General features: G+C 58.8%; 17 protein-coding genes and 2 pseudogenes. 3 read left to right on the top strand and 16 right to left on the bottom strand.

Annotated elements, in window-relative coordinates; all coding sequences use genetic code 11:
• Positions 1 to 40 precede the first annotated feature (40 nt).
• The 15 genes and pseudogenes from TU74_RS16465 to dksA form a co-directional block, all read right to left on the bottom strand.
• Entirely contained in the window at positions 41 to 1,297 is a 1,257-nt protein-coding gene (locus TU74_RS16465) for an integrase domain-containing protein (RefSeq protein WP_048377116.1), read from the bottom strand.
• A gap of 197 nt (positions 1,298 to 1,494) precedes the next feature.
• A pseudogene (locus tag TU74_RS16470) lies at positions 1,495 to 1,872 on the bottom strand (DUF748 domain-containing protein); the annotation flags it as partial.
• Positions 1,873 to 1,983: 111 nt separating this feature from the next.
• Positions 1,984 to 2,997 carry a class I SAM-dependent rRNA methyltransferase gene (locus TU74_RS16475; protein ID WP_048377118.1) on the bottom strand — a complete coding sequence of 338 codons (1,014 nt, stop codon included), beginning with the start codon at positions 2,995 to 2,997 and terminating at the stop codon, positions 1,984 to 1,986.
• Between the two features lie 102 nt (positions 2,998 to 3,099).
• Positions 3,100 to 4,281 (bottom strand): acetyl-CoA C-acetyltransferase, encoded by a 1,182-nt coding sequence (locus tag TU74_RS16480; protein WP_047277511.1) that lies wholly within the window; start codon positions 4,279 to 4,281, stop codon positions 3,100 to 3,102.
• Positions 4,282 to 4,436: 155 nt separating this feature from the next.
• Entirely contained in the window at positions 4,437 to 5,306 is an 870-nt protein-coding gene (locus TU74_RS16485; protein ID WP_048377119.1) for an oxygenase MpaB family protein, read from the bottom strand.
• A gap of 47 nt (positions 5,307 to 5,353) precedes the next feature.
• Positions 5,354 to 7,018: a glucose-6-phosphate isomerase gene (pgi, locus tag TU74_RS16490; RefSeq protein WP_047277507.1), complete on the bottom strand. Its 1,665-nt coding sequence runs from the start codon at positions 7,016 to 7,018 to the stop codon at positions 5,354 to 5,356.
• Between the two features lie 257 nt (positions 7,019 to 7,275).
• The gene (gene panC / locus TU74_RS16495; protein ID WP_048377120.1) at positions 7,276 to 8,136 is read right to left on the bottom strand and encodes a pantoate--beta-alanine ligase; all 861 of its coding nucleotides are present in this window, start codon (positions 8,134 to 8,136) and stop codon (positions 7,276 to 7,278) included.
• Positions 8,133 to 8,933: a 3-methyl-2-oxobutanoate hydroxymethyltransferase gene (panB, locus tag TU74_RS16500; protein ID WP_047277503.1), complete on the bottom strand. Its 801-nt coding sequence runs from the start codon at positions 8,931 to 8,933 to the stop codon at positions 8,133 to 8,135. The genes panC and panB overlap by 4 nt, the downstream gene beginning before the upstream one ends.
• 204 nt (positions 8,934 to 9,137) lie before the next feature.
• Positions 9,138 to 9,638: a 2-amino-4-hydroxy-6-hydroxymethyldihydropteridine diphosphokinase gene (gene folK / locus TU74_RS16505; protein WP_048377121.1), complete on the bottom strand. Its 501-nt coding sequence runs from the start codon at positions 9,636 to 9,638 to the stop codon at positions 9,138 to 9,140.
• Between the two features lie 3 nt (positions 9,639 to 9,641).
• Complete coding sequence (locus TU74_RS16510; RefSeq protein ID WP_047277498.1) at positions 9,642 to 11,036, bottom strand: polynucleotide adenylyltransferase PcnB; 1,395 nt, start codon at positions 11,034 to 11,036, stop codon at positions 9,642 to 9,644.
• A gap of 731 nt (positions 11,037 to 11,767) precedes the next feature.
• Entirely contained in the window at positions 11,768 to 13,201 is a 1,434-nt protein-coding gene (locus tag TU74_RS16515; protein WP_047277496.1) for a sigma-54-dependent transcriptional regulator, read from the bottom strand.
• Between the two features lie 22 nt (positions 13,202 to 13,223).
• On the bottom strand, positions 13,224 to 16,178 hold the full coding sequence (locus TU74_RS16520; protein WP_162199717.1) for a sensor histidine kinase: 2,955 nt from the start codon (positions 16,176 to 16,178) through the stop codon (positions 13,224 to 13,226).
• Positions 16,162 to 16,338, bottom strand: a complete 177-nt coding sequence (locus TU74_RS23990) for a hypothetical protein (RefSeq protein ID WP_047277492.1) — start codon at positions 16,336 to 16,338, stop codon at positions 16,162 to 16,164. Before TU74_RS23990 ends, TU74_RS16520 begins: the two co-directional genes overlap by 17 nt.
• A gap of 78 nt (positions 16,339 to 16,416) precedes the next feature.
• Positions 16,417 to 17,313 carry a tRNA glutamyl-Q(34) synthetase GluQRS gene (gene gluQRS / locus TU74_RS16530; RefSeq protein WP_047281244.1) on the bottom strand — a complete coding sequence of 299 codons (897 nt, stop codon included), beginning with the start codon at positions 17,311 to 17,313 and terminating at the stop codon, positions 16,417 to 16,419.
• 172 nt (positions 17,314 to 17,485) lie between these two features.
• A complete protein-coding gene (gene dksA / locus TU74_RS16535; RefSeq protein WP_047281243.1) occupies positions 17,486 to 17,929 on the bottom strand; it encodes an RNA polymerase-binding protein DksA in 444 nt (147 codons plus the stop codon).
• A gap of 322 nt (positions 17,930 to 18,251) precedes the next feature.
• Here dksA and TU74_RS16540 point away from each other — a divergent pair, with 322 nt between their 5' ends.
• Positions 18,252 to 19,424: a pyridoxal phosphate-dependent aminotransferase gene (locus TU74_RS16540; RefSeq protein ID WP_048377122.1), complete on the top strand. Its 1,173-nt coding sequence runs from the start codon at positions 18,252 to 18,254 to the stop codon at positions 19,422 to 19,424.
• Positions 19,424 to 20,131, top strand: a complete 708-nt coding sequence (gene sfsA, locus TU74_RS16545) for a DNA/RNA nuclease SfsA (protein WP_047281241.1) — start codon at positions 19,424 to 19,426, stop codon at positions 20,129 to 20,131. Before TU74_RS16540 ends, sfsA begins: the two co-directional genes overlap by 1 nt.
• Here the strand turns inward: sfsA and TU74_RS16550 are convergent.
• Positions 20,114 to 20,452, bottom strand: coding sequence for a Rieske (2Fe-2S) protein (locus tag TU74_RS16550; RefSeq protein WP_047281240.1), 339 nt, complete (start codon positions 20,450 to 20,452; stop codon positions 20,114 to 20,116). The genes sfsA and TU74_RS16550 overlap by 18 nt on opposite strands.
• A gap of 175 nt (positions 20,453 to 20,627) precedes the next feature.
• Here TU74_RS16550 and TU74_RS24735 point away from each other — a divergent pair.
• Positions 20,628 to 20,828: pseudogene (locus TU74_RS24735) on the top strand (hemin ABC transporter substrate-binding protein); the annotation flags it as partial.
• Positions 20,829 to 20,942: the final 114 nt, after the last annotated feature.

Genomic DNA, 20,942 nt, shown 5'->3' on the forward strand with positions numbered 1-20,942 from the left:
GGTTGTCGCCAGTGTCGCCGCTGTCGCCAGTAGGAACTGATTAACGAAACGGGATGACGTTCCCGTTTTTGTTTTCATGAATGGCCGTCACCGACAAATTGCCGGTGGCGGCTTTTTGAATGTAGTCGCTCCACCAAGTCATCATCGGGCGTCTTCGCTCGATGTAGTCCGCTCGGTTGTACGCGCTTCGGACTTCGTCTTTGTCGACATGGGCGAGTGCGACTTCAATCAACTCCGGGTCCCATCCATGTTCGTTGAGGATGGTGCTGGCCATTGATCGCAGGCCGTGGCTGACCAACCGATCCTGGAAGCCCATACGCTTTAATGCCATGTTCGCGGTCTGGCTGTTTGCGTGTGTACGCGGATTTCGGTCGGCCGGAAATACATGTTCCCGGTGGCCGCTGTAGGGCTTGAGTGTCTCTAGCAGCGCGAGCGTCTGGTCGCTTAGGGGGATGGGGTGCGCACGGCGTTTTTTCATGCGCTCCTTTGGAATGGTCCAGATGCGTTTCTCGAAATCTATTTCTGCCCAGGTCGTCCCAGCAGCCTCGGCAGGGCGGGTCATTGTGTGCAGTTGCCATTCGATCAGGCAGCGGGTGATGCGTTTGATGCTGGCGTTGGCAATCGCCAGCATCAGGTCGGGTAGTTCTTCGGGAGGAAGTGCCGCCATGTTTTGTTTTTGCGGTTTCTTGAAGGCTGCCCGAATGCCACTGAGCGGGTTCGCAAAGATCAGCCCGCAGTTGACGCCGTAGGCCATGATTTCGTTGAGACGTTGGGAAAGTCGCTTGACCGTCTCCAGGCTGCCTTTGGCCTCGATCGGGCGTAGGAGCTTGATGATCATGGGGGCGGTGATGTCTGCGAGGGGTGTGGCTTTGAGGCTGGGAAAAACATGCAGCGTGAGTGAGCGCCAGATGTCTTCGGCGTAGGCCGTTGTGACGGAGTGCTTTTTCAGTTCGAACCAGGCGGTGGCCACCTTCTCGAGTGTGTGTTCGGTCTTCGCCAGCTTGGCTTGCCTGAGCTCATCGCGGTGAGCCTTGGGGTCAATGCCTAGCGCCAGTAGTTCACGTGCTTCTTGAGCTTTCTTTCTGGCGTTCGCCAACGAGAGAGCCGGGTAAGGGCCCAGCGCCATATTGAGGCGGTTTTTGGTTACCGGCTCGCGGTAGTTGAAATTCCATATCATCGAGCCACTGGCTCTGACTCTGAGTTGAAGACCGTCGCCGTCAGTGAGAACGAAGTCTTTTCCTGTTGCCCTGACTGCCTTGAGTTGGCGGTCTGAGAGGCGGGTTGCATTAGTAGGCATGAGAGCTACCTCCGACACCGTTTTGGTATCCCAAAAATAACACCGGTGGGTCCGGGATACCAAATGGGATACCAAAACGCCTGGAACTCTAAATGCATCTGCGGAAGCCAATGGCCCTGAACCCCGTGATTTCACTGGATTTCAGGCACAAAAAAAGACGTCCGTGGACGTCTTTAGATGATCAAATGGTGGAGCCGGGGGAGTTTGAACAGCTGCGTCAGGTTGAGCGTGCCATCCTTGCTGAACACCAATTCTGTCTTGGGCTTGTCGAGCTGCACGTCGGCAAGGTGCAAGGCTTTGGTCCACAGGCTGTCAGCCTGCAAATTGGTGTACAGGCGTTCGAATCCGACCTGCTCCTTGCCCGGTTCGCCTATCTTCAGCCCCCACAGCGTCAGCTCAAGGCTGAATGGGTTGAACTCAAGGCGATCAAGCCGGGCGGGGGTGGTGGCGTAGTTGGCCAATTGCTGGTTGATGATGCGCAAACCGATGCCGGGTACGATCAAAAAGCCGAGCAAGCTACAAAGTGCGAGGGCAGTCAGCACGGCGCCAATGGCGCGAATCAATCCTTTGGGCATGTGAGGCGTCGTCTATTACAGTCGGAGGTGCCTTGGAGTATGGCACGCGTTTCTGGTTCCGAGACGACCGCCTTATATTTGATCAGGGTATTACTGAGCAGGATGAGGGGCTTAGAACTGCAAGACCAACGTCTTGAGCGGTGGCTGGCGGTCCATTGACGGGAAGTCGCTGGCCGGGGTCAGCACCTGCCAGTCACGTACCGGGCGTCCCGCTTTTTCGGCACAACGCAGCACGTTTTCTCGCCAGTCGTCCATGCTGACTTTCGCCAGATTGTTGCAGCAAATCAGCACACCGTCGGGCGCGGTGGTCAAAACGGCGGGTTTGAGCAGGCTTTGATAGTCACGCAGCAGGTCGACCGTGCCAAACGCACTTTTGGCCCACGCGGGCGGGTCCAGCAAAACCAGATCGTATTCGCGTTGCTCCAGGCGCGGGTAAGCCGGCAGCTTGTGGCGACGCTGAATGATCGGCAAACCCGCCAGCTGGCGGATCGCTGCGAAATAGTCAGACTGCACAAATTTCATGCTGGGCAACGTCGGGTTCAACAGCCCGTTCTCGCGACCCACGGCCAGATTGCCTTCGGCAAAGTCCAGGTTGCAGACTTCGCTTGCGCCGCCTACGGCAGCACTCAGGCCAACCCCGCAGGTGTAGGCGAACAAGTTGAGCACGCGTTTGCCAGCGCTGTGTTGTTTGACCCACCCGCGTGCGTTACGCAGATCAAGAAACAGCAACGGGTCCTGACCGGCATGGCGGCCGCGCACACGGTAGTTCAGCCCCCATTCATGGCCCACCAGGTCTTGCAGGGCGGCCTCGTCGGCGCGGTAGACCGTGTCTTCACGATCAATGCGGGAATTGCCCTGAGAGCGGTCGTTGTAGACCAGTAGCAGTTCCAGCCCCACATGACGATTGATGGCTTCATGCAGTTGCAGCAAATCATCGCGCTCAAGACGCTGGTGAAAGCTTTGCACCAGCAGTTGCGGGCCGTAACGGTCGATGGTCAAGCCCCCGGCACCTTCCTGGCTGCCATGGAACAGGCGATAACAATCTGTGCCTTGAGCGTGCAGCTCGGCCAGCAAGTCGTGACGGTTATCGAGGGCGGCGCGCAGCGCCTGATTCAAGGAAGACATGCGTTGCGCCTTGGGGGACAGAGAAGGCGCGGGAGTTTACCAGAACAACGCGGGTGGTTTGGTGCAGGAGCGAGCAGGTTCGCTCCTGCGATGGGACGATAGTTACGCGCGCTCAATCGCCAGCGCTACACCCTGACCGCCACCGATGCAGAGGGTTGCGAGGCCTTTTTTGGCATCGCGCTTGAGCATTTCGTGGAGCAGGGTGACGAGGATTCGGCACCCTGACGCACCAATCGGGTGACCAATGGCAATGGCGCCACCGTTCACGTTGACCTTGCTTGCGTCCCAGTCCAGTTCTTTACCCACCGACAAGGCTTGGGCGGCGAACGCTTCGTTGGCTTCGATCAGGTCCAGTTGTGCCAGCGTCCAGCCTGCCTTGGCCAGGCAGCGTTGGGTAGCGCTCACTGGGCCGATACCCATGATGGCCGGGTCGACGCCTGCGTTGGCGTAGGCCGCGATTTTAGCCAGGACTGGCAAGCCCAGCGCCTGGGCTTTGTTCGCGCTCATCAGCATGACCGCTGCAGCGCCGTCATTGAGTGAGGATGCATTACCCGCCGTGACAGATCCGTCTTTTTTAAAGGCAGGGCGCAGTTTTGCCAGCGATTCAGCCGTTGTGCCCGCGCGCGGTTGTTCGTCCGTGGCGAAGGCAATCGGGTCACCTTTGCGCTGCGGGATCAATACGGGCGTGATTTCATCCACAAAGCGGCCGGTTTCGATGGCTTCAATGGCCTTTTGTTGAGAGGCAGCGGCAAACGCATCCTGAGCTTCACGGCTGATGCCGTACTTATCCACCAGGTTTTCGGCGGTTATACCCATGTGGTAATCGTTGAACGCATCCCACAAACCGTCGCTAATCATGGTGTCGACGATCTGACTGTGCCCCATGCGCAGGCCGGTACGGGCGCCGGGCACGATGTAGTTGGACAGGCTCATGTTCTCCTGGCCCCCGGCAATGATGACCTCGGCATCGCCGCAGCGAATGGCTTGCGCGGCAAGGTGCAACGCCTTGAGGCCAGATCCGCAGACCTTGTTCAGGGTCATCGCAGGTACGGCAAACGGTAAGCCGGCCTTGATTGCGGCCTGACGGGCCGGGTTCTGGCCGGCGCCGGCGGTCAGCACCTGGCCCATGATCACTTCATCAACGTGGGCACCGTCCAGGCCGGTCTGTTCCAGCAGTTGACGAATGACTGCCGCCCCCAGATCAACCGCAGGTACGTGGGCCAGTGAACCTTGGAAGCTGCCGACGGCAGTGCGAGTGGCGGCAACGATTACGACGTCTTGCATGGCGCGAATCCTCATTATTATTGGCGTGTGTCGCTCGGAATCAGGCGCGCATGGTGTCACAAATATCCTTGCCTGGTGTAGTCGCCGACCATGGCTGCGCGCGGCCGGGGCTGGTTCGCCAGCGTCATTTCCCGTTGGCTACCGGACTGTACGTGTCAGGTTATTCCCATTCGCCGTCGCGCCCTTTGCACGGAGCCATCACGCACGGCCCAGCGCAAAAGCGGGGCCGTGCGGTTCACGCTGGCGCGAATCAGCGTGCGCGTCATGGGACGTTGATACAGCCCCAACTGATCGCTGGCCCAATCGGGCAGCAAATCGATTCCGGCCTGCATCATCAGGGCGCCAAACGGCTTGGCCAGCACGCTGGGAGAGGGGGCATCCAGCAGCAGGCGAATGACTTCATGGCTGCGCGCGTCACATAACAATTGGGGACGAACCTGTTGCAGGTAATCAGCGATTTGCTGGCGCGAGCGCGGCACATCCTTCGCGCCCAGTCGCTCAGCGACCACAGCAATTTCGTCGTAGTACCGGTCTTGATCCGCGGCTGACAAATCGGGGTTTCGGTAGCGTAAATGCGCGGCCAGAAAGTTGCTGACCTCCGCGACATGCACCCACGTCAGCAATGCAGGGTCGCTGGCGGCATAAGGGCGGCCATCGAGGCCAGTGCCCGTGACCTGCTCGTGAATGGTGCGCACCTTGTCGATCAGCCAGTCGGCGTCTGCCGTCGAGCCAAACGTGGTGCCGGAAATGAACTGCCCGGTGCGACGCAGCCGCCCCAGCATGTCCTGTCTGAAATTGGAGTGATCCCATACCCCGGCAAGCGCCAACGGGTGCAAGGCTTGCAGCATCAAAGCGCTGATGCCGCCAATCAGCATGCTGGTGAAATCACCATGCACGTGCCAACTGATGGAATCGGGGCCAAACAGGCCGGGATCGCCTTTGGGGTTTTCGAGGTCCAGCTGGCCGAGTGAAAGCCCGGTCAGGCTTATGATTTGACGTTCGATGGGGCGACGGATGATGTCCATGCTGTCTCGGTTGCGCCAGCCAGTCGGGGTGACTGGCTGGCGCTCAATCAACCGCGATGGCGACCGCGGAAATAATTGATCAGGCCTTGGGTCGAAGCGTCATCGGCCGGCTCTTCCAGGCTACCGGTGAGGCGGTAGTAGACGCCCTTGCCCAGCTCTTTGCCCAACTCTACGCCCCATTGGTCGAAGGCGTTGATGCCCCAGATCACGCTTTGCACGAATACTTTGTGCTCGTACAGCGCAACCAGTGCGCCGAGGCGGCGAGGGCTGATGCGTTCGACCACCAGGGTGTTGCTCGGGCGGTTGCCCGGGATCACCTTGTGCGGCGCGAGTTTTTGCACCTGCTCTTCTGGCATGCCTTTTTCGCGCAGCTCGGCCTCGGCTTCTTCACGGGTTTTACCCAGCATCAGGGCCTGGCTTTGGGACAGGCAGTTGGCATACAGCCACTGATGGTGGTCGGCGACCGGATTGAAGCTGACAATCGGCACGATAAAGTCGGCCGGAATCAGTTGGGTGCCTTGGTGCAGCAACTGGTGATACGCGTGCTGGCCGTTGCAGCCCACACCGCCCCAGATCACGGGGCCTGTGTCGGTCGACACGGGCGTGCCGTCCTGGCGCACGCTCTTGCCATTGGACTCCATGTCCAATTGTTGCAAGTGCTTGGTGATGTTACGCAAGTAGTGGTCGTACGGCAGGATCGCGTGACTCTGCGCGCCCCAGAAGTTGCCGTACCAGACGCCCAGCGCGGCCATCAGCACGGGCATGTTTTGCTCGAACGGAGCGTTCTGGAAGTGCTGGTCCATGCTGTAGGCGCCGGACAGCAATTCCTTGAAGTTGGACATGCCGATGGCCAGCGCGATGGGCAAGCCGATAGCCGACCACAGCGAATAACGACCGCCGACCCAATCCCACATCGGGAAAATGTTTTCTTCGCGAATACCGAACGCGACCGCCGCTTCGTTGTTGCTCGACACCGCAATGAAGTGGCGATGCAGTTCAGCCTCGGAGCCGCCTTGCGCCAGATACCAGGCGCGGGAGGCTTGGGCGTTCTTCAGGGTTTCGAGGGTGTTAAACGATTTGGACGAAACAATGAACAGGGTGGTTTCGGCGCGAATCTTGTGCGACAGCTCGTGGAATTCACTGCCGTCGATATTCGCCAGGTAATGGCAGCGAACACCTTTTTGCGCGTAGGACAACAGCGCTTCGGACACCAGCTCTGGGCCCAGGAACGAGCCGCCGATACCGATGTTCACAATGTCGGTGATGGGCTTTTCGGTGTAACCGCGCCACAGGCCTTCATGAATACGACCGACCAGTTCGGTCATCTTGTTCAGGACTTTATGCACCTCGGGCATGATGTCCGCGCCATTGACCGAGAGCTTGTCGGCCACCGGGCGACGCAGTGCCGTGTGCAAGGCCGGACGGCCTTCGGAGGCGTTGACGATTTCGCCCGAGAACAACGATTTGATTGCACCCTTGAGGTCGACTTCGTTGGCCAGATCGACCAGCAGCGAGCGGGTTTCGTTGGTGATCAGGTTTTTCGAGTAGTCCAGGAACAGCCCGCAGCTGCTCAGGGTGAAATCTTCAAAACGTTTGGGGTTGCTGTTAAACGCGTCGCGCATGCTGAAATGTTGCATGCCGGCGCGGTGTTGCTTCAACGCTTGCCAAGCGGGCAGAGCGGTAACGTCATGAGGAGTGCGGTAGTACGCCATCGCTGCGGATATCCTTTTTTGCTTGAACTGCCTGTTGGACACTGAAAACACCGAATCCTCCACATTAAAGACGGGTGGACTGCGGTTCGCCTGCTTAAACGCATCAGACACAAGCAGGGCGATCACATTAACCCTAGTGCCTGCATCTGTCTCGGCTTTGTCTGACACGTAACGGTAACTTTTGTCACCGCTACGTGACTTCAGGTGAAACGTTTCAGTGTTTTTGTCTCGATTGCGAGGCCTTTATCGCCCGTGGCTCACAGTGCGTTATCAAGATTCAAATGCACGTTATCGATCAGGCGGGTAGTGCCCAGGAAGGCGGCAACCAGAATCACCAGGTCGCGATCACTGACGTCGGCTGGCAGCAACGTCGATGCGTGGCGAACTTCAAGGTAATCCACACGCAGCCCGAGCGCTTCCAGTTGAGCGGCGTGATGGCTCGACAATGCCAGATAGTCGCGCTCGCCGTTCTGAATGGCCGTGGCCATTTCGCGCAGGTGGCGATACAAGGCCGGGGCCAGCGCTCGCTGTTCTTCGCTCAGGTAGCCATTGCGCGACGACAGGGCCAGGCCATCTTCGGCGCGCACCGTGGGCTCTCCGATGATTTGAATGGGCATGTTCAGGTCATGCACCATCGCCCGGATGACGGCCAGTTGCTGATAGTCCTTTTGCCCAAAGATCGCCAAGTCAGGCTGAACCATGTTGAACAGTTTGCTGACCACCGTGGTAACACCGTCAAAGTGCCCCGGGCGACGGCTGCCGCACAGCTCGTTGCTCAAGGCGGCAGCGGTGACGCGGGTCAGACCCTGCATGCCGTGGGGGTACATTTCTTCTACGGTCGGGGCGAAAAGCAGGTTACAGCCCGCTTGCAGGAGTTTTTCCTGATCGGCGGCGAGCGTGCGCGGGTAGGTGTCGAGGTCTTCGTTGGCCCCGAACTGCAGAGGGTTCACGAAAATACTGGCCACGACGAAATCGACCTGCTGGGCTGCTTTCGTGACCAGTGCCGCGTGGCCGCTGTGCAGGTTGCCCATGGTCGGGACAAGGCCGATTTGCTTGCCTTCACTGCGGGCGCGGGCGACAGCTGCACGCAGCTCGCGGACGGTTTTAACAGTGTTCATGCAGAGAATCCGTGTTCGGCGCCAGGAAAGCTGACGGCTTTGACTTCGGTCACATAAGCGCTGAGCGCCGATTGTATGTCTGGCTGGCCTGTCATGAAGTTCTTCACGAACTTGGGTACACGCCCGGTGAGGGACAGGCCGAGCATGTCATGCAGTACCAGCACCTGGCCGTCAGTGTCGCTGCCAGCGCCAATCCCGATAACCGGGATCTTCACCGCGTGGGTGATTTCTTTCGCCAGCTCGCTCGGTACGCACTCAAGCAGCAACATGGCGGCACCCGCCTGTTCAAGGGCGATGGCATCTGCACGCATCTGGCGCGCCTGGTTTTCATTGCGGCCCTGAACCTTGTAACCGCCCAACACGTTAACGGTTTGTGGCGTCAGGCCCATGTGGGCACACACGGGAATGCCGCGTTCGGTCATCAGGCGAATGGACTCGGCCAACCAGACAGCGCCCTCGACTTTGACCATGTGCGCACCCGCTTTCATCAGCTGGGCGCTGTTGTTCAGGCTTTGCTCAAGGGTGGCGTTTGCCATGAACGGCATGTCGGCGAGAATCAGGGCGTCCTGATTGCCGCGTTTGACGCAGGCCACGTGGTAGGCCATCTCGTCATTAGTAACTGGCAGTGTGCTGTCATGCCCTTGCAGGACCATGCCCAAGGAGTCGCCCACCAGTAACACTTCAACGCCAGCCTGATTGCAGGCGTGCGCGAAGGTGGCGTCATAGCACGTCAGCATGGTGATTTTTTCACCTTTTTGCTTAAGGCTTTGCAGGGTGGTCAGGGTGATAGCTGGCATGAAAAGGATCCTCGTCAGGCAGTGCGATAACCACTGCGAGTCACGCGCGTGATTCATCGTTATAAGCAGGCGCACCTTTAAAGCGGTGCTTTGAATGCCGGCTTTTCACATTGCGCCGCCGGGTAGGCGGCAGCGGGATGCCTATAGTCGTGACGAGCACACGGGAAGTCAATTAGAGGTGTTACCGCGTGAGTGTTACCGCGGTTATTGATTCGATTCAGCGCCAGGAGCGAGGCGCTCAAGACCGACATACGGGCAGTCGTTCAAGAGCTGTTGCAGGCTGCGGCCATCGGCCAGGGTCAGCGAGGGGGGGGCCAGTTCGGCAAGGGGGTACAGCACGAACGGACGAGCGTGCATATGGTAATGCGGGACCTTGAGACGCGGTTCGTCAATCAGGCGATCGCCAAACAGCAGGATGTCGAGGTCGAGGGTGCGCGGCCCCCAGCGCTCAAGGCGCTCGCGGCCTTGATCCGTTTCGATGGCTTGCAGCGCATCGAGCAATGCAAGCGGCGCCAGGTTGGAGTCGATGGCGGCCACGGCATTGGTGTAGCGCGGCTGCCCCGGCAGTAACGAATCGCTTTGGTAGAAGGCTGACACCCCGACCCAGCGGGATTGAGGCAGGTGCGCGAGCGCTTCGACAGCGCTGCGCAGTTGTTCGGCCGGGTCAGCCAGATTGCTGCCCATTCCAATGTAGATGCGTTCCATCACTTACTCGTCAGCGCCTGCGCTGCGTTTACGCTTGTTGGCGCCTGTGCGTCGGCGTTTGCGGGGCGCTGGGCCCGCGCCGTCATCCTTGGCGTTGCTCAAGTCACGGATCATGTCGCGGCGACCGCTGTCGTTGGCGTCTTGATATTCCGTCCACCACTCGCCCAGGCCGTTTGTCTGCTCGCCTGCGCTTTCACGCAACAGCAAAAAGTCGTAACCGGCACGGAAACGCGGGTTGTCGAGCAGCATGTCGGCGCGTTTGCCACTGCGACGCGGCAAGCGCTCCTGCATGTCCCAGATTTCGCGAATGGGCAGGGTGAAGCGTTTAGGAATGGCGATGCGCTGGCATTGTTCGCTGATAAGCTCGTGTGCGGCTTCCTGCATGGCAGGAATAGGCGGCATGCCTTGGTCCTGCAGGCGCAGAACACGCGCTGGCAGTGCAGGCCACAGCAGGGCGGCAAACAGGAACGCCGGGGTCACCGGTTTGCCCTGTTTGATCCGCAGGTCCGTGTTGCGCAAGGCTTCGCTGATCAGGGTGTGGGTGTACGTCGGGTTGTGTTCCAGTGCTTCGGCGCTGGCCGGGAACAGTGGATCGAACAACTCAAGGTCAACCAGCATTTCGAATGTGTCAGAAGCATTCCCCGAGAGGAACAGCTTGAGCACTTCTTCGAACAGTCGCGCAGACGGGATTTCGCGCAGCATGGGCGCCAGATCGCGAATCGGCGCCGCTGTGTGCTTCTCGATGCCGAAGTCGAGTTTGGCGGCAAAGCGCACGGCTCGCAGCATGCGCACGGGGTCTTCCTGATAGCGCTGTTGCGGGTCGCCAATCAGGCGCAGCAAGCGATTGCGGATGTCGTGTACACCGTTGGCGTAATCGAGAATGCGTTCGCTGACCGGGTCGTAATACAGGGCATTGATCGTGAAGTCGCGACGCTGGGCGTCTTCTTCCAGTGTGCCGTATACGTTGTCGCGCAAAATGCGCCCGCTTTCGTTACGCGAGGACTGATTGCTGTCTTCCTCTTCGTCATTTTGCGGGTGATTGGCGCGGAAAGTGGCGACCTCAATGATCTCGCGACCAAAGTGGATGTGTACCAGCTTGAAGCGTCGGCCGATGATGCGCGCATTACGGAATTCCGCACGCACTTGTTCAGGCGTGGCGCTGGTGGCGACGTCAAAGTCTTTGGGGGTGATGTTGAGCAACATGTCGCGTACACAGCCGCCAACCAGGTAAGCCTGATAACCGGCGTTTTGCAGACGCTCGACAATGTTGACCGCGTAACGGCTGAACTGGGCACGTTGCAGCGAGTGTTGGCTGCTGTTGAGCACTTCTGGGGTGCTGCGCAGTTGTTGCGTACGACGCTTGGGAGAACGGAATGACTGGAACAGCTTCTTCAGCATGGGATGCACTGTTTGAAGGAATGTTCGGCCAAAACGAAGAATGACCGCATGATGGGCGGGGATTCTAGCATTTAGTCAGGGGATGGTGTAGGACGCTTAACCTGTCGATTGCCACGCACGCTCAGAACCTGCGCAAGAGGGCCGTGTTAGAGAGGCTAAATGATTTTGTCGAATCGCAGGAACCACAAGGGGAGCCGAAGCTCCCCCAGAATTAGTTGCGTGCTCTATTTTTATTATTGGTTGCGGGCTTCTTGTTTTTGTTGATCGCCCTGGTTACCCGGGTTTGCCGGTGTAACCCTCCCAATCGGGAGATAAGAGCAAACGGATTGCTTTGGTCGCTGTGTTGATGTGATCCATGATCCAACTAGTTCAGGGTCTGCTTTACATGCAGTTTTTGTTGTTCTCTGCCTAGTCGTGGGGCAAGCCCCAATGACAACACCTCTCCAAAAGAATCAGTTAGCTGCGCCTCCGCCGTGTTGTTTTTGTTATGCGTGAGCCGATACGTCTTATTTTTATTGTGTGTTGCTGTGATTCTTATTGTTCTTGTACGAATACATATAGCAGGTGTCGTGCCAACTTTTGTCAGGCCCAGCAAACGCGGGGCTTTTCCCGCATTTCACCTTTTTCAGGCCAAAAAAAAGCCGGGTCTTCGTTACCGTAAGACCCGGCATTTGTTACGTGTTTAGCGTGAGGTAACAGTTTTTTCACGTGAGTGAGTGTTACCTGAAGCGTTACCCCTCGCTGGCAACCCCTGTTTTCCTGCGCGGGATGCCCAGGCGCTGGCGGCGTTCCCACAGGCATTTACGGCTGACACCCAGTTTGCGAGCCAGCTCGGTTTCAGTCATGTGATCCTGATGCTCCAGCACGAAATGCTGGAAGTAGTCTTCCAGTGACAAATCTTCGGTCGGGTCCAGGCTGGTGTTACCGCTGCTGATGCTCTGTTGTGGGGCAAGACCGATAAAGTCGTCGTCTTGTAGATCACTCAGCTCGATATCGATGCCCAGCAAGTCGGCGGAAATTTCCGGGCTTTCGCACAGAATCACCGCGCGCTCTACAGCGTTCTCCAGTTCACGCACGTTACCTGGCCAGGCGTAATGTCGAATGGCTTGTTCGGCGTCCGCCCCGAATTTCAGGTCGGTGCGGCCCACGCGGGCGCTTTGGCGGGCAAGGAACGCGTGGGCGATCTCGTTGACGTCTGCGCCACGTTCTCGCAGCGCGGGCAACTTGAGCGCAATCACGTGCAGGCGGTAGTACAGGTCTTCGCGGAACTGGCCGATCTTGGCGAGGCTTTTAAGGTCACGGTGAGTCGCGGCAATCAGGCGTACATCGACCTTTTGAGACTGCACCGACCCTACGCGGCGGATTTCGCCTTCCTGAAGCACCCGCAGCAAGCGCGCCTGGGCTTCGAGGGGCAGTTCACCGATCTCGTCAAGGAACAGGGTGCCGCCATCCGCCGCCTCGACCAACCCGGCCCGGCCCGCGCTGGCGCCCGTGAACGCGCCTTTTTCATGGCCGAACAGTTCCGATTCGATCAGTGATTCAGGAATCGCCGCACAGTTAACCGAGATCATCGGTGCCTTGGCACGCTTGGACAGGTTGTGCAGGGCACGGGCCACCAGCTCTTTACCCGTACCAGATTCGCCTTGAATCAATACGTTGGAGTCTGTGGGGGCCACTTTGCGGATCTTGCTGTACAGGTCCTGCATGGGCGGGCAAGAGCCAATGATGCCGATTTCGCCATTGCTGTTATCCACAGCATTTTTGTCAGCAGCCGCAGCTTTGGCCGGGCGCTCGACGGACTGGCTCTCGGCGTTCTGACGATCACGCAAAATGCGCGCGACCGCTTGCAGCATTTCGTCGTGATCGAAGGGTTTGGCGATGTAATCGACCGCGCCCATTTTCATCGAGTCGACGGCCGAGCGCAGGCTGGCGTAACTGGTCATGATCAGCACCGGCTTGCCTTCTCCGAGCTTGATCAGCTCGGTGCCTGGCGCGCCCGGCAGGCGCAGGTCGCTGACAATCAGGTCGAACGAGGGAATGCTGAAACGCTCCTGCGCTTCCTGCACCGAGCCCGCTTCGCTGACTTGGTACTGATTACGCTCCAACAAGCGGCGCAACGCGGAGCGGATGATGGTTTCGTCTTCGACGATCAAAATATGCGGCATTGATTCGGTTCTCTCGACGGTCTCAGTTCACAGCGGACGTCGCTTCGACATGGCGCGGTAGTGTCACCCGGATACGGGTTCCGCGCTGGCTTTGAATGTCAGCCGGGCTGTCGATGGTGATTTGTCCATAATGCTCTTCAACGATGGAATAGACCAGTGCAAGGCCCAGACCGGTGCCTTCGCCAGGGTCCTTGGTGGTGAAGAAAGGTTCGAACAGACGGTCCATGATGTTCTTCGGAATGCCCGATCCTTCGTCTTCGACGATCAGGTCGACGGTGTGTTCGCTGGCTTCCGTCTTGACCCGTACCGCACTGCCGGCCGGGCAGGCGTCACGGGCGTTGGACAGCAAGTTGATCAGCACCTGCGCCAGTCGCTGCGGATCGCCGTCGACCCAATGATCGGGGTCGCACAGGTTGTAAAACTGCACTTCAAAGTTGCGCCGGTTCAATGCCAGCAGACCGATGGCATCCTGTGCGACTTCGGCCAGGCACACGGGTTCGTCATTGTGTTGATGGCTGCCTGCGTGGGCAAAGCTCATCAAGGACTGCACGATGCGCGAGATGCGTTTGGTCTGTTCGAGTATTTGGCTGCTGATTTCCGTCAGCTCGCTATCGTCTTCGCGTTCTTCGCGCAGGTTTTGCGCCAGGCAGGCAATACCGGTCACCGGGTTGCCGATTTCATGGGCCACGCCCGCAGCAAGGCGACCGATGCTGGCCAGTCGTTCGGAGTGCACCAGTTTGTCTTCGAGCATCTGGGTTTCGGTCAGGTCTTCCACCAGCAGGACGAGGCCGCTGTTGCCGGGCGCCAAGGGCTCATCAATCGCCGCCTTGTGCAAGTTCAGCCAGCGCGTCTGTCCATCCAGTGCCAAGTGCTGTTTGTGCAGGTGCTCATCCGGCAGTTCGATAAAACCTTGCAACAGCTGGCGCCACGGATCGCCCAATGTGTTCAGACGCGAGCCCACGACCCGTTGCGCCGCAATGCCGGTCAATTCTTCCATGGCTTTGTTCCACATCAGGATCTCTTGATCCTTGGCCAGTGAGCACACGCCCATCGGGAGTTCTTGCAGGGTCTGGCGGTGATAGCGGCGCAGGGCATCGAGTTCGGCTGCCAGCCCGGTCAGGCGCGAATGGTAGTCCTCAAGCCGGCTTTCGATGAAGTGGATGTCTTCGGTGACGTAATTTTCGCCACCCGACTTGTAGGGCAAAAAGGTTTCAACCATGTCCTGCGCAACACTGGGGCCCATCAGGCCCGAGAGGTTGGCTTCGATGCGATCGCGCAGGCGGCGCAGGGCGTAAGGTCGGCGTTCATCGAAGGGCAGGTACAAGTCGCGCAAGGCTTGCTCGACTTCTTTTTGCGCAGCCTTGGCGCCTAACGGTTTGGCCAGTTGCGTGGCGAACTCTTGCGGTGAGGCCGCGTGCAGTTCACGCCGTTGCGGGCGACGCACATTGTCCACCGCGCAGGCTTCAGCTGCGCTGGCTTCTTCGGTGCTGGCGTTGGTGAACAGGGAAATCAGGGTGAACATCAGGACGTTGGCCGCCAGCGACGCGATGGCCGCCATGTGCCAGCTGGTGTCATCCAGCACGTAAATCATGTCCAGCCACGGGATGTAGAAGCCCTGGAAGTTGCCGATCAGCGGAAACAACATGCTGACCATCCACACCACGATTCCGGCCAGCAAACCGGCAATGAACCCCCGGCGATTGGCGGTCGGCCAATACAACACGGAGAGCACGCCCGGCAAAAACTGCAGCGTCGCCACAAACGCGACGATGCCGAGGTTAGCCAGATCCTGCTCAGCGCCCAGCAGCAGGTAAAAGCCATAGCCGGCCATGATGATGGCTACGATCAGTGCGCGGCGGGTCCACTTCAGCCAGCGGTAAATATTGCCTTCGGCCGGTGGCTGGTAAAGCGGCAGTACCAGGTGGTTCAGGGCCATGCCTGAGAGTGCCAGCGTGGTCACGATGATCAGCCCGCTAGACGCCGACAGCCCGCCGATATACGCCAGCAAGGCCAGAGATTTACTGTTGGCTGCGATCCCGATGCCGAGCGTGAAGTATTCCGGGTTGGTAGTAGCGCCCAGTTTGAGTCCGGCCCACAGAATCAGCGGCACTGCGAGGCTCATCAGCAGCAAGAACAGCGGCAGGCCCCAGCTGGCGCTGACCAGAGCCCGTGGGTTGAGGTTTTCAGTGAAGGTCATGTGATACATGTGCGGCATCACGATGGCCGAGGCAAAAAACACCAGCAACAGCGTGCGCCACGGGCCTTCTTGAAGCGGTGTGTGCAACGAGGCCAGTGCGGTCTGATTTTGCTGCAACCACACTTCGAGCTGTTGCGGGCCGTCGAAGACCCCGTACAGCGCATAAAGGCCCACGCCACCAATGGCGGCCAGTTTGATCACGGATTCGAAGGCAATGGCAAACACCAGTCCTTCATGTTTCTCGCGGGTCGCAATATGCCGTGAGCCGAAGAAAATGGTGAACAGCGTGATCATCGCGCAGAAGCTGAGGGCTACGCGATGCTGCACCGGCTCACGGGTGAGAATGCTGATGGAGTCCGCCACGGCCTGGATTTGCAAGGCCAGCAGCGGTAACACGCCGATCAGCATAAAAATAGTGGTCAACGCGCCCGCCCAAGTGCTGCGAAAGCGAAACGCAAACAAGTCGGCAAGGGAAGACAGTTGGTAGGTACGAGTGATCTTCAGGATCGGGTAAAGCAGCACGGGCGCCAGTAGAAAGGCGCCCGAGACTCCGAGGTAACTGGAGAGAAAGCCGTAGCCGTATTCGTAGGCTAGGCCGACGGTGCCGTAAAAGGCCCATGCGCTGGCGTAAACGCCCAGTGACAGGGTGTAAGTCAGCGGGTGACGGATGATCGCGCGCGGGATCATGCCCCGTTCGCTGATCCACGCCACGCCAAACAGCACCAGCAGGTAAGCGGCGCTGACGAGCACCATCTGGGTCAGGCTAAAGCTCATCGGCATCTTTTTGGCTCTGCAGAATAAAGGTCACCACGATCAGAATCAGCCAGAGCAGATAAGGCCGGTACCAGGCGCCCGTCGCGTTGATCCACCAATCCATGATGGCGGGGGAAAACAGGTAGATCCCGACAACCAGCAACAGGACCAATCGATAGATATACATCCCGCCCTCACTTAACGGGCCGCATGCCCCAAAAACGTGCGGCGATGGTAACGGATGGCTGGCAACCTGCAAGGGCTGTCAGCGTAAATGCGCTTCTTGCAGGGTGTGGGTGCGGGGTATCAACCCGGCGTCCCAGTGCGCTATTGCCCAGTCTAGAACCTGGCGCGGACTCGCGTGCTCCAGACGGTCGTCAGTCGGTTGGCCCAGCGTGCGCAAGGCGCGTAGTAACAAGGGTGTGGCTTGCTCGGGCGTCAGTGCAGGCGAACGGTAGGATTTGCCGAGTTTGTGGCCATCGGGTTGCACGATTAGCGGCACGTGCAAGTAGCGCGGCTGCGACAGGCCGAGCAACTCTTGCAGGTAGAGCTGGCGCGGTGTGGAGTCCAGCAAATCGGCACCGCGCACGATATCGGTCACACCTTGGGCGGCATCATCGAGTACGACGGCCAGTTGATAGGCGTAAAGCCCGTCACGGCGACGGATGATGAAATCCCCCACGTCGCGGCCCAGGTGTTGGCGGTACTCACCCTGGACGCGATCCGTAAAGGCATATTCCAGTTCCGGGACCCGCACGCGGATGGCCGCGTTTTCCATGGAGTGTCCGGCGTTACGGCAGAACCCCGGATAGACGCCGTTATACCCTTCAAGTTGTTTGCGCGAGCAGGTACAGGCATAGGCCAGGCCTTGGCTGAACAGGCGCTCTACAACTTGGGCGTAGGCGTCATGACGATCGCTCTGCCGGATCCATTCACCGTCCCACTCAAAGCCATAGCGGTGCAGCGCTTCAATAATCGCGGCTTGGGCACCGGGCATCTCGCGGGGTGGATCAAGGTCTTCCATGCGCAATAACCAGCGGCCACCTGCCGAGCGGGCGTCCAGATAGGAGGCAAGGGCTGCGACCAGTGAGCCAAAGTGCAAATGACCGCTGGGGGTAGGGGCAAAGCGCCCGATGTAGGAGGGGGATGATGCAGCCGTCATGGCATGGATCCTGTAACCGCTGGCGCTAGGTGCGAAGTGCGAGGGGAGGCCGTTGTGCTCGTATCTTCAGGGCGCCTGACCGCTGTTGCAGTGTCAGCAGGGCAGTGCTATGTGAGCACGCTTCAGAAACGAAAACGGGGCGTTCGCACGCCCCGTTTGGTCAAGCCGGCGATTACTTGCCGACTTGTTTTTCCTTGATTTCAGCCAAGGTTTTGCAGTCTACGCACATGTCAGCGGTTGGGCGTGCTTCAAGACGGCGGATACCAATCTCGACACCACAGGACTCGCACCAGCCGTATTCTTCGTCTTCGATCAATTGCAGCGTCTTGTCGATTTTCTTGATCAGCTTGCGCTCGCGGTCGCGGGCACGCAGTTCCAGGCTGAATTCTTCTTCCTGGCTAGCGCGGTCGGCCGGGTCAGGAAAGTTTGCCGCTTCGTCTTTCATGTGATCAACGGTGCGGTCGACTTCCTGCATCAAGTCCTGTTTCCACTTTTGCAGAATCTTGGTGAAGTGTTTGCGCATGGGCTCGCCCATGTACTCTTCACCCGTCTTTTCAACGTAGGGCTCGAAGCCGCTAAGCGTTTGAGTATTCTGTTGCTTTGCTTCTGTGGGCATGAAATGGACCGCCTCTCATTCTTCTAATCCATTGCGCAGGATTGCAACATCACCGACACCTGCCGGCCCTGCGGCTGCAAGCGGCCGAACTTACCAGATCAAATCGGGCCGCGCTACTCCCTGTTGTCTGGCCTGTTGCCGGTGTTTGTGCACAAACCCTGTAGTGCTTGAGATTAATGGCTGAATATTAAATTTAGTCGAGCTATGACCGGAGCTTGCGCCGTTTGGTTCTACCGGGGCGGCCGCTAAGACCTTATTTAGCTCTCCCTCTTGCGTGGGCTTGGGTAGAATCGGCCTTTTGCTCACTCAGGAAGGCAGGCTCATGGCTCAGTCTTACAGTGCGCGCAGTCGCGCAATCGAACCGTTCCACGTCATGGCATTGTTGGCGCGTGCCAATGAATTGCAAGCGGCGGGCCATGATGTGATTCATCTGGAGATCGGTGAGCCTGACTTCACCACAGCCGAGCCCATTATCGCGGCCGGGCAGGCGGCGCTGGCAGCGGGCAAAACCCGCTATACCGCGGCCCGCGGGCTGCCTGAGCTGCGCGAAGCCCTATCAGGTTTCTATCAGCAGCGTTACGGGCTGAGCATTGATCCTGGCCGCATTCTGATAACCCCCGGCGGTTCTGGTGCACTGCTTTTAGCCAGCAGCCTGCTGGTCGATCCGGGAAAACACTGGCTACTTGCCGATCCGGGCTACCCCTGTAACAGACACTTCCTGCGCTTGGTGGAAGGCGCTGCCCAGTTGGTGCCGGTCGGCCCGGAGGTGCGTTATCAACTGACCGCTGATTTGGTGGACCGCCATTGGGATCAGGACAGTGTGGGCGCGCTGGTGGCTTCGCCTGCCAACCCGACGGGCACGCTGCTCAGCCGTGATGAACTGGCCTCGCTGTCGGCGGCCATCAAGGCGCGTAACGGGCATTTGGTGGTGGACGAGATTTATCACGGTCTGACGTACGGCTGTGAGGCGCCGAGTGTGCTGGAAGTGGATGACAGCGCCTTTGTGCTGAACAGCTTTTCCAAATACTTCGGCATGACCGGCTGGCGCCTGGGCTGGCTGGTGGCTCCACCCGAAGCCGTCGCGGACCTCGAAAAGCTGGCGCAGAACCTCTACATCAGCGCCCCGAGCATGGCGCAATACGCCGCGTTGGCGTGTTTCAAACCCGAGACGTTGGCCATTCTCGAAGCGCGTCGGGCCGAGTTTGGCCGCCGTCGTGACTTCTTGCTGCCCGCCTTGCGCGAGCTGGGCTTCAAGATTGCGGTCGAGCCTGAAGGCGCGTTTTACCTGTATGCAGACATCAGTGCGTTTGGCGGCGATGCCTTCGCGTTCTGCCGCCACTTTCTAGAAACCCAACATGTCGCCTTCACGCCCGGTCTTGATTTCGGTCGTTTTCAGGCCGGCCATCACGTGCGTTTTGCTTACACCCAAAGCCTGCCGCGTTTGCAGGAAGCGGTAGAGCGCATTGCCCGTGGACTACAGAGCTGGAACCGCTGATGCAGTTTTCTCCCGCGTTGGAAGAGGGACGTTTGATCAAGCGCTACAAGCGTTTTTTGGCAGATATCGAAACGGTTAACGGTGAGTTGATGACCATTCACTGCCCTAACACCGGTTCCATGCTCAATTGCATGGTCGAGGGCGGGCAGGTCTGGTTCAGTCGCTCCAATGACCCCAAGCGCAAGTTGCCGGGGACGTGGGAAATCAGTGAAACCCCGCAAGGCCGGTTGGCCTGCGTCAACACCGGCCGTGCCAATCGCTTGGTCGAAGAAGCCCTGCTGGCCGGGGTGATCACTGAACTCAACGGTTTTACGGCGCTTAAACGTGAAGTGGCGTATGGCCAGGAAAAAAGCCGGATTGATTTCCGTCTCGAATACCCCGACGGCTTTGCCTTTGTTGAGGTCAAAAGCGTGACCCTGGGGTTTGACGGCACATCCATCGCTGCTTTTCCGGATGCGGTGACGCAACGCGGTGCCAAACACTTACGAGAACTTGCGAGTTTGGCCCGCGACGGCGTACGCGCAGTGCAGCTGTATTGCATCAATCTCACCGGTATTGATGCCGTAAGGCCGGCTGCAGAGATTGATCCCGGCTATGCCGCCGCCTTAAAAGAGGCGGTCGCAGCGGGCGTGCAGGTGTTGGCCTATGGCGTAAGCCTGACACCTGATGCTGTACGAGTGGACCGCCGTTTAGCGGTCATCCTCTGACATTTCAAGGCTGAGCCAGATGCCTTGGCTGTCTTCGTGGCAGTCAAGGCCGGTTAGATATTGCCCGGCGCAAGGCCCGGCCACGCACTCGCCGGACTCGATCAAGAACAGGGCCGCATGGGTGGCGCATTTAATCAGGCTGGTGCTGTCGTCGAGAAACTGGTCGGGCTGCCACTCCAGGCGGACACCCCGGTGCGGGCAGCGGTTTTTGTAGGCATAGACCCGGCCCTCACGTCGCACGACAAGCACGTCTGATTCGTCTATTTGAAAGCCGCGACTGTTGCCTTCTTTCAAGTCCTCAGAGGGGCATAACCACTTCATGGCAATCCTTAATGGCTGCTGATACTCGCGTAGATGACGCGGGTGACAGGGTGTTAATAGGTTGACGCGCAAATGCAAACAATTATCAAATGGCTGGCTGCTCCGCGATGTGCTGTGTCCACGGCGCGGGATTTTACTGTTCCCGCTGACCCACTTATTAAAGGAACGCCTTTGTATGCGCTTGCGTCTTCGCCTGATTACGCTCTTTGCTGGCCTTGTGATCACGACTGTCAGCTCGGCTGCCGAATTGCCACACCGTTGGGTCAGTGCCGGTGGGGCACTCTCGGAATGGGTCTGCGCGCTGGGGGCGGAGTCTAAATTGGTTGGGGTCGATACCACTAGCCAACATCCTGAATCACTTAAGGAATCTCCGAACAAGCCTTCAGTTATGCGAGAATCCCCGCAACACCTGATCCGAGCCGCCCATGAGCCAGATGAGCTTTTCCGACTTTGAGTACGCCGGCAAGCGCAAGCAAACCCGCCGAGAGCG

It is taken from the genome of Pseudomonas lundensis (assembly GCF_001042985.1).
GTDB classification, from domain to species: domain Bacteria; phylum Pseudomonadota; class Gammaproteobacteria; order Pseudomonadales; family Pseudomonadaceae; genus Aquipseudomonas; species Aquipseudomonas lundensis.

Bases quoted from the DNA above. Each gene is read 5' to 3' on its own strand.
- TU74_RS16465 (WP_048377116.1), bottom strand. From the start codon at position 1,297: ATGCCTACTAATGCAACCCGCCTCTCAGACCGCCAACTCAAGGCAGTC.
- TU74_RS16475 (WP_048377118.1), bottom strand. From the start codon at position 2,997: ATGTCTTCCTTGAATCAGGCGCTGCGCGCCGCCCTCGATAACCGTCAC.
- TU74_RS16480 (WP_047277511.1), bottom strand. From the start codon at position 4,281: ATGCAAGACGTCGTAATCGTTGCCGCCACTCGCACTGCCGTCGGCAGC.
- TU74_RS16485 (WP_048377119.1), bottom strand. From the start codon at position 5,306: ATGGACATCATCCGTCGCCCCATCGAACGTCAAATCATAAGCCTGACC.
- pgi (WP_047277507.1), bottom strand. From the start codon at position 7,018: ATGGCGTACTACCGCACTCCTCATGACGTTACCGCTCTGCCCGCTTGG.
- panC (WP_048377120.1), bottom strand. From the start codon at position 8,136: ATGAACACTGTTAAAACCGTCCGCGAGCTGCGTGCAGCTGTCGCCCGC.
- panB (WP_047277503.1), bottom strand. From the start codon at position 8,933: ATGCCAGCTATCACCCTGACCACCCTGCAAAGCCTTAAGCAAAAAGGT.
- folK (WP_048377121.1), bottom strand. From the start codon at position 9,638: ATGGAACGCATCTACATTGGAATGGGCAGCAATCTGGCTGACCCGGCC.
- TU74_RS16510 (WP_047277498.1), bottom strand. From the start codon at position 11,036: ATGCTGAAGAAGCTGTTCCAGTCATTCCGTTCTCCCAAGCGTCGTACG.
- TU74_RS16515 (WP_047277496.1), bottom strand. From the start codon at position 13,201: ATGCCGCATATTTTGATCGTCGAAGACGAAACCATCATCCGCTCCGCG.
- TU74_RS16520 (WP_162199717.1), bottom strand. From the start codon at position 16,178: ATGCCGATGAGCTTTAGCCTGACCCAGATGGTGCTCGTCAGCGCCGCT.
- TU74_RS23990 (WP_047277492.1), bottom strand. From the start codon at position 16,338: ATGTATATCTATCGATTGGTCCTGTTGCTGGTTGTCGGGATCTACCTG.
- gluQRS (WP_047281244.1), bottom strand. From the start codon at position 17,313: ATGACGGCTGCATCATCCCCCTCCTACATCGGGCGCTTTGCCCCTACC.
- dksA (WP_047281243.1), bottom strand. From the start codon at position 17,929: ATGCCCACAGAAGCAAAGCAACAGAATACTCAAACGCTTAGCGGCTTC.
- TU74_RS16540 (WP_048377122.1), top strand. From the start codon at position 18,252: ATGGCTCAGTCTTACAGTGCGCGCAGTCGCGCAATCGAACCGTTCCAC.
- sfsA (WP_047281241.1), top strand. From the start codon at position 19,424: ATGCAGTTTTCTCCCGCGTTGGAAGAGGGACGTTTGATCAAGCGCTAC.
- TU74_RS16550 (WP_047281240.1), bottom strand. From the start codon at position 20,452: ATGAAGTGGTTATGCCCCTCTGAGGACTTGAAAGAAGGCAACAGTCGC.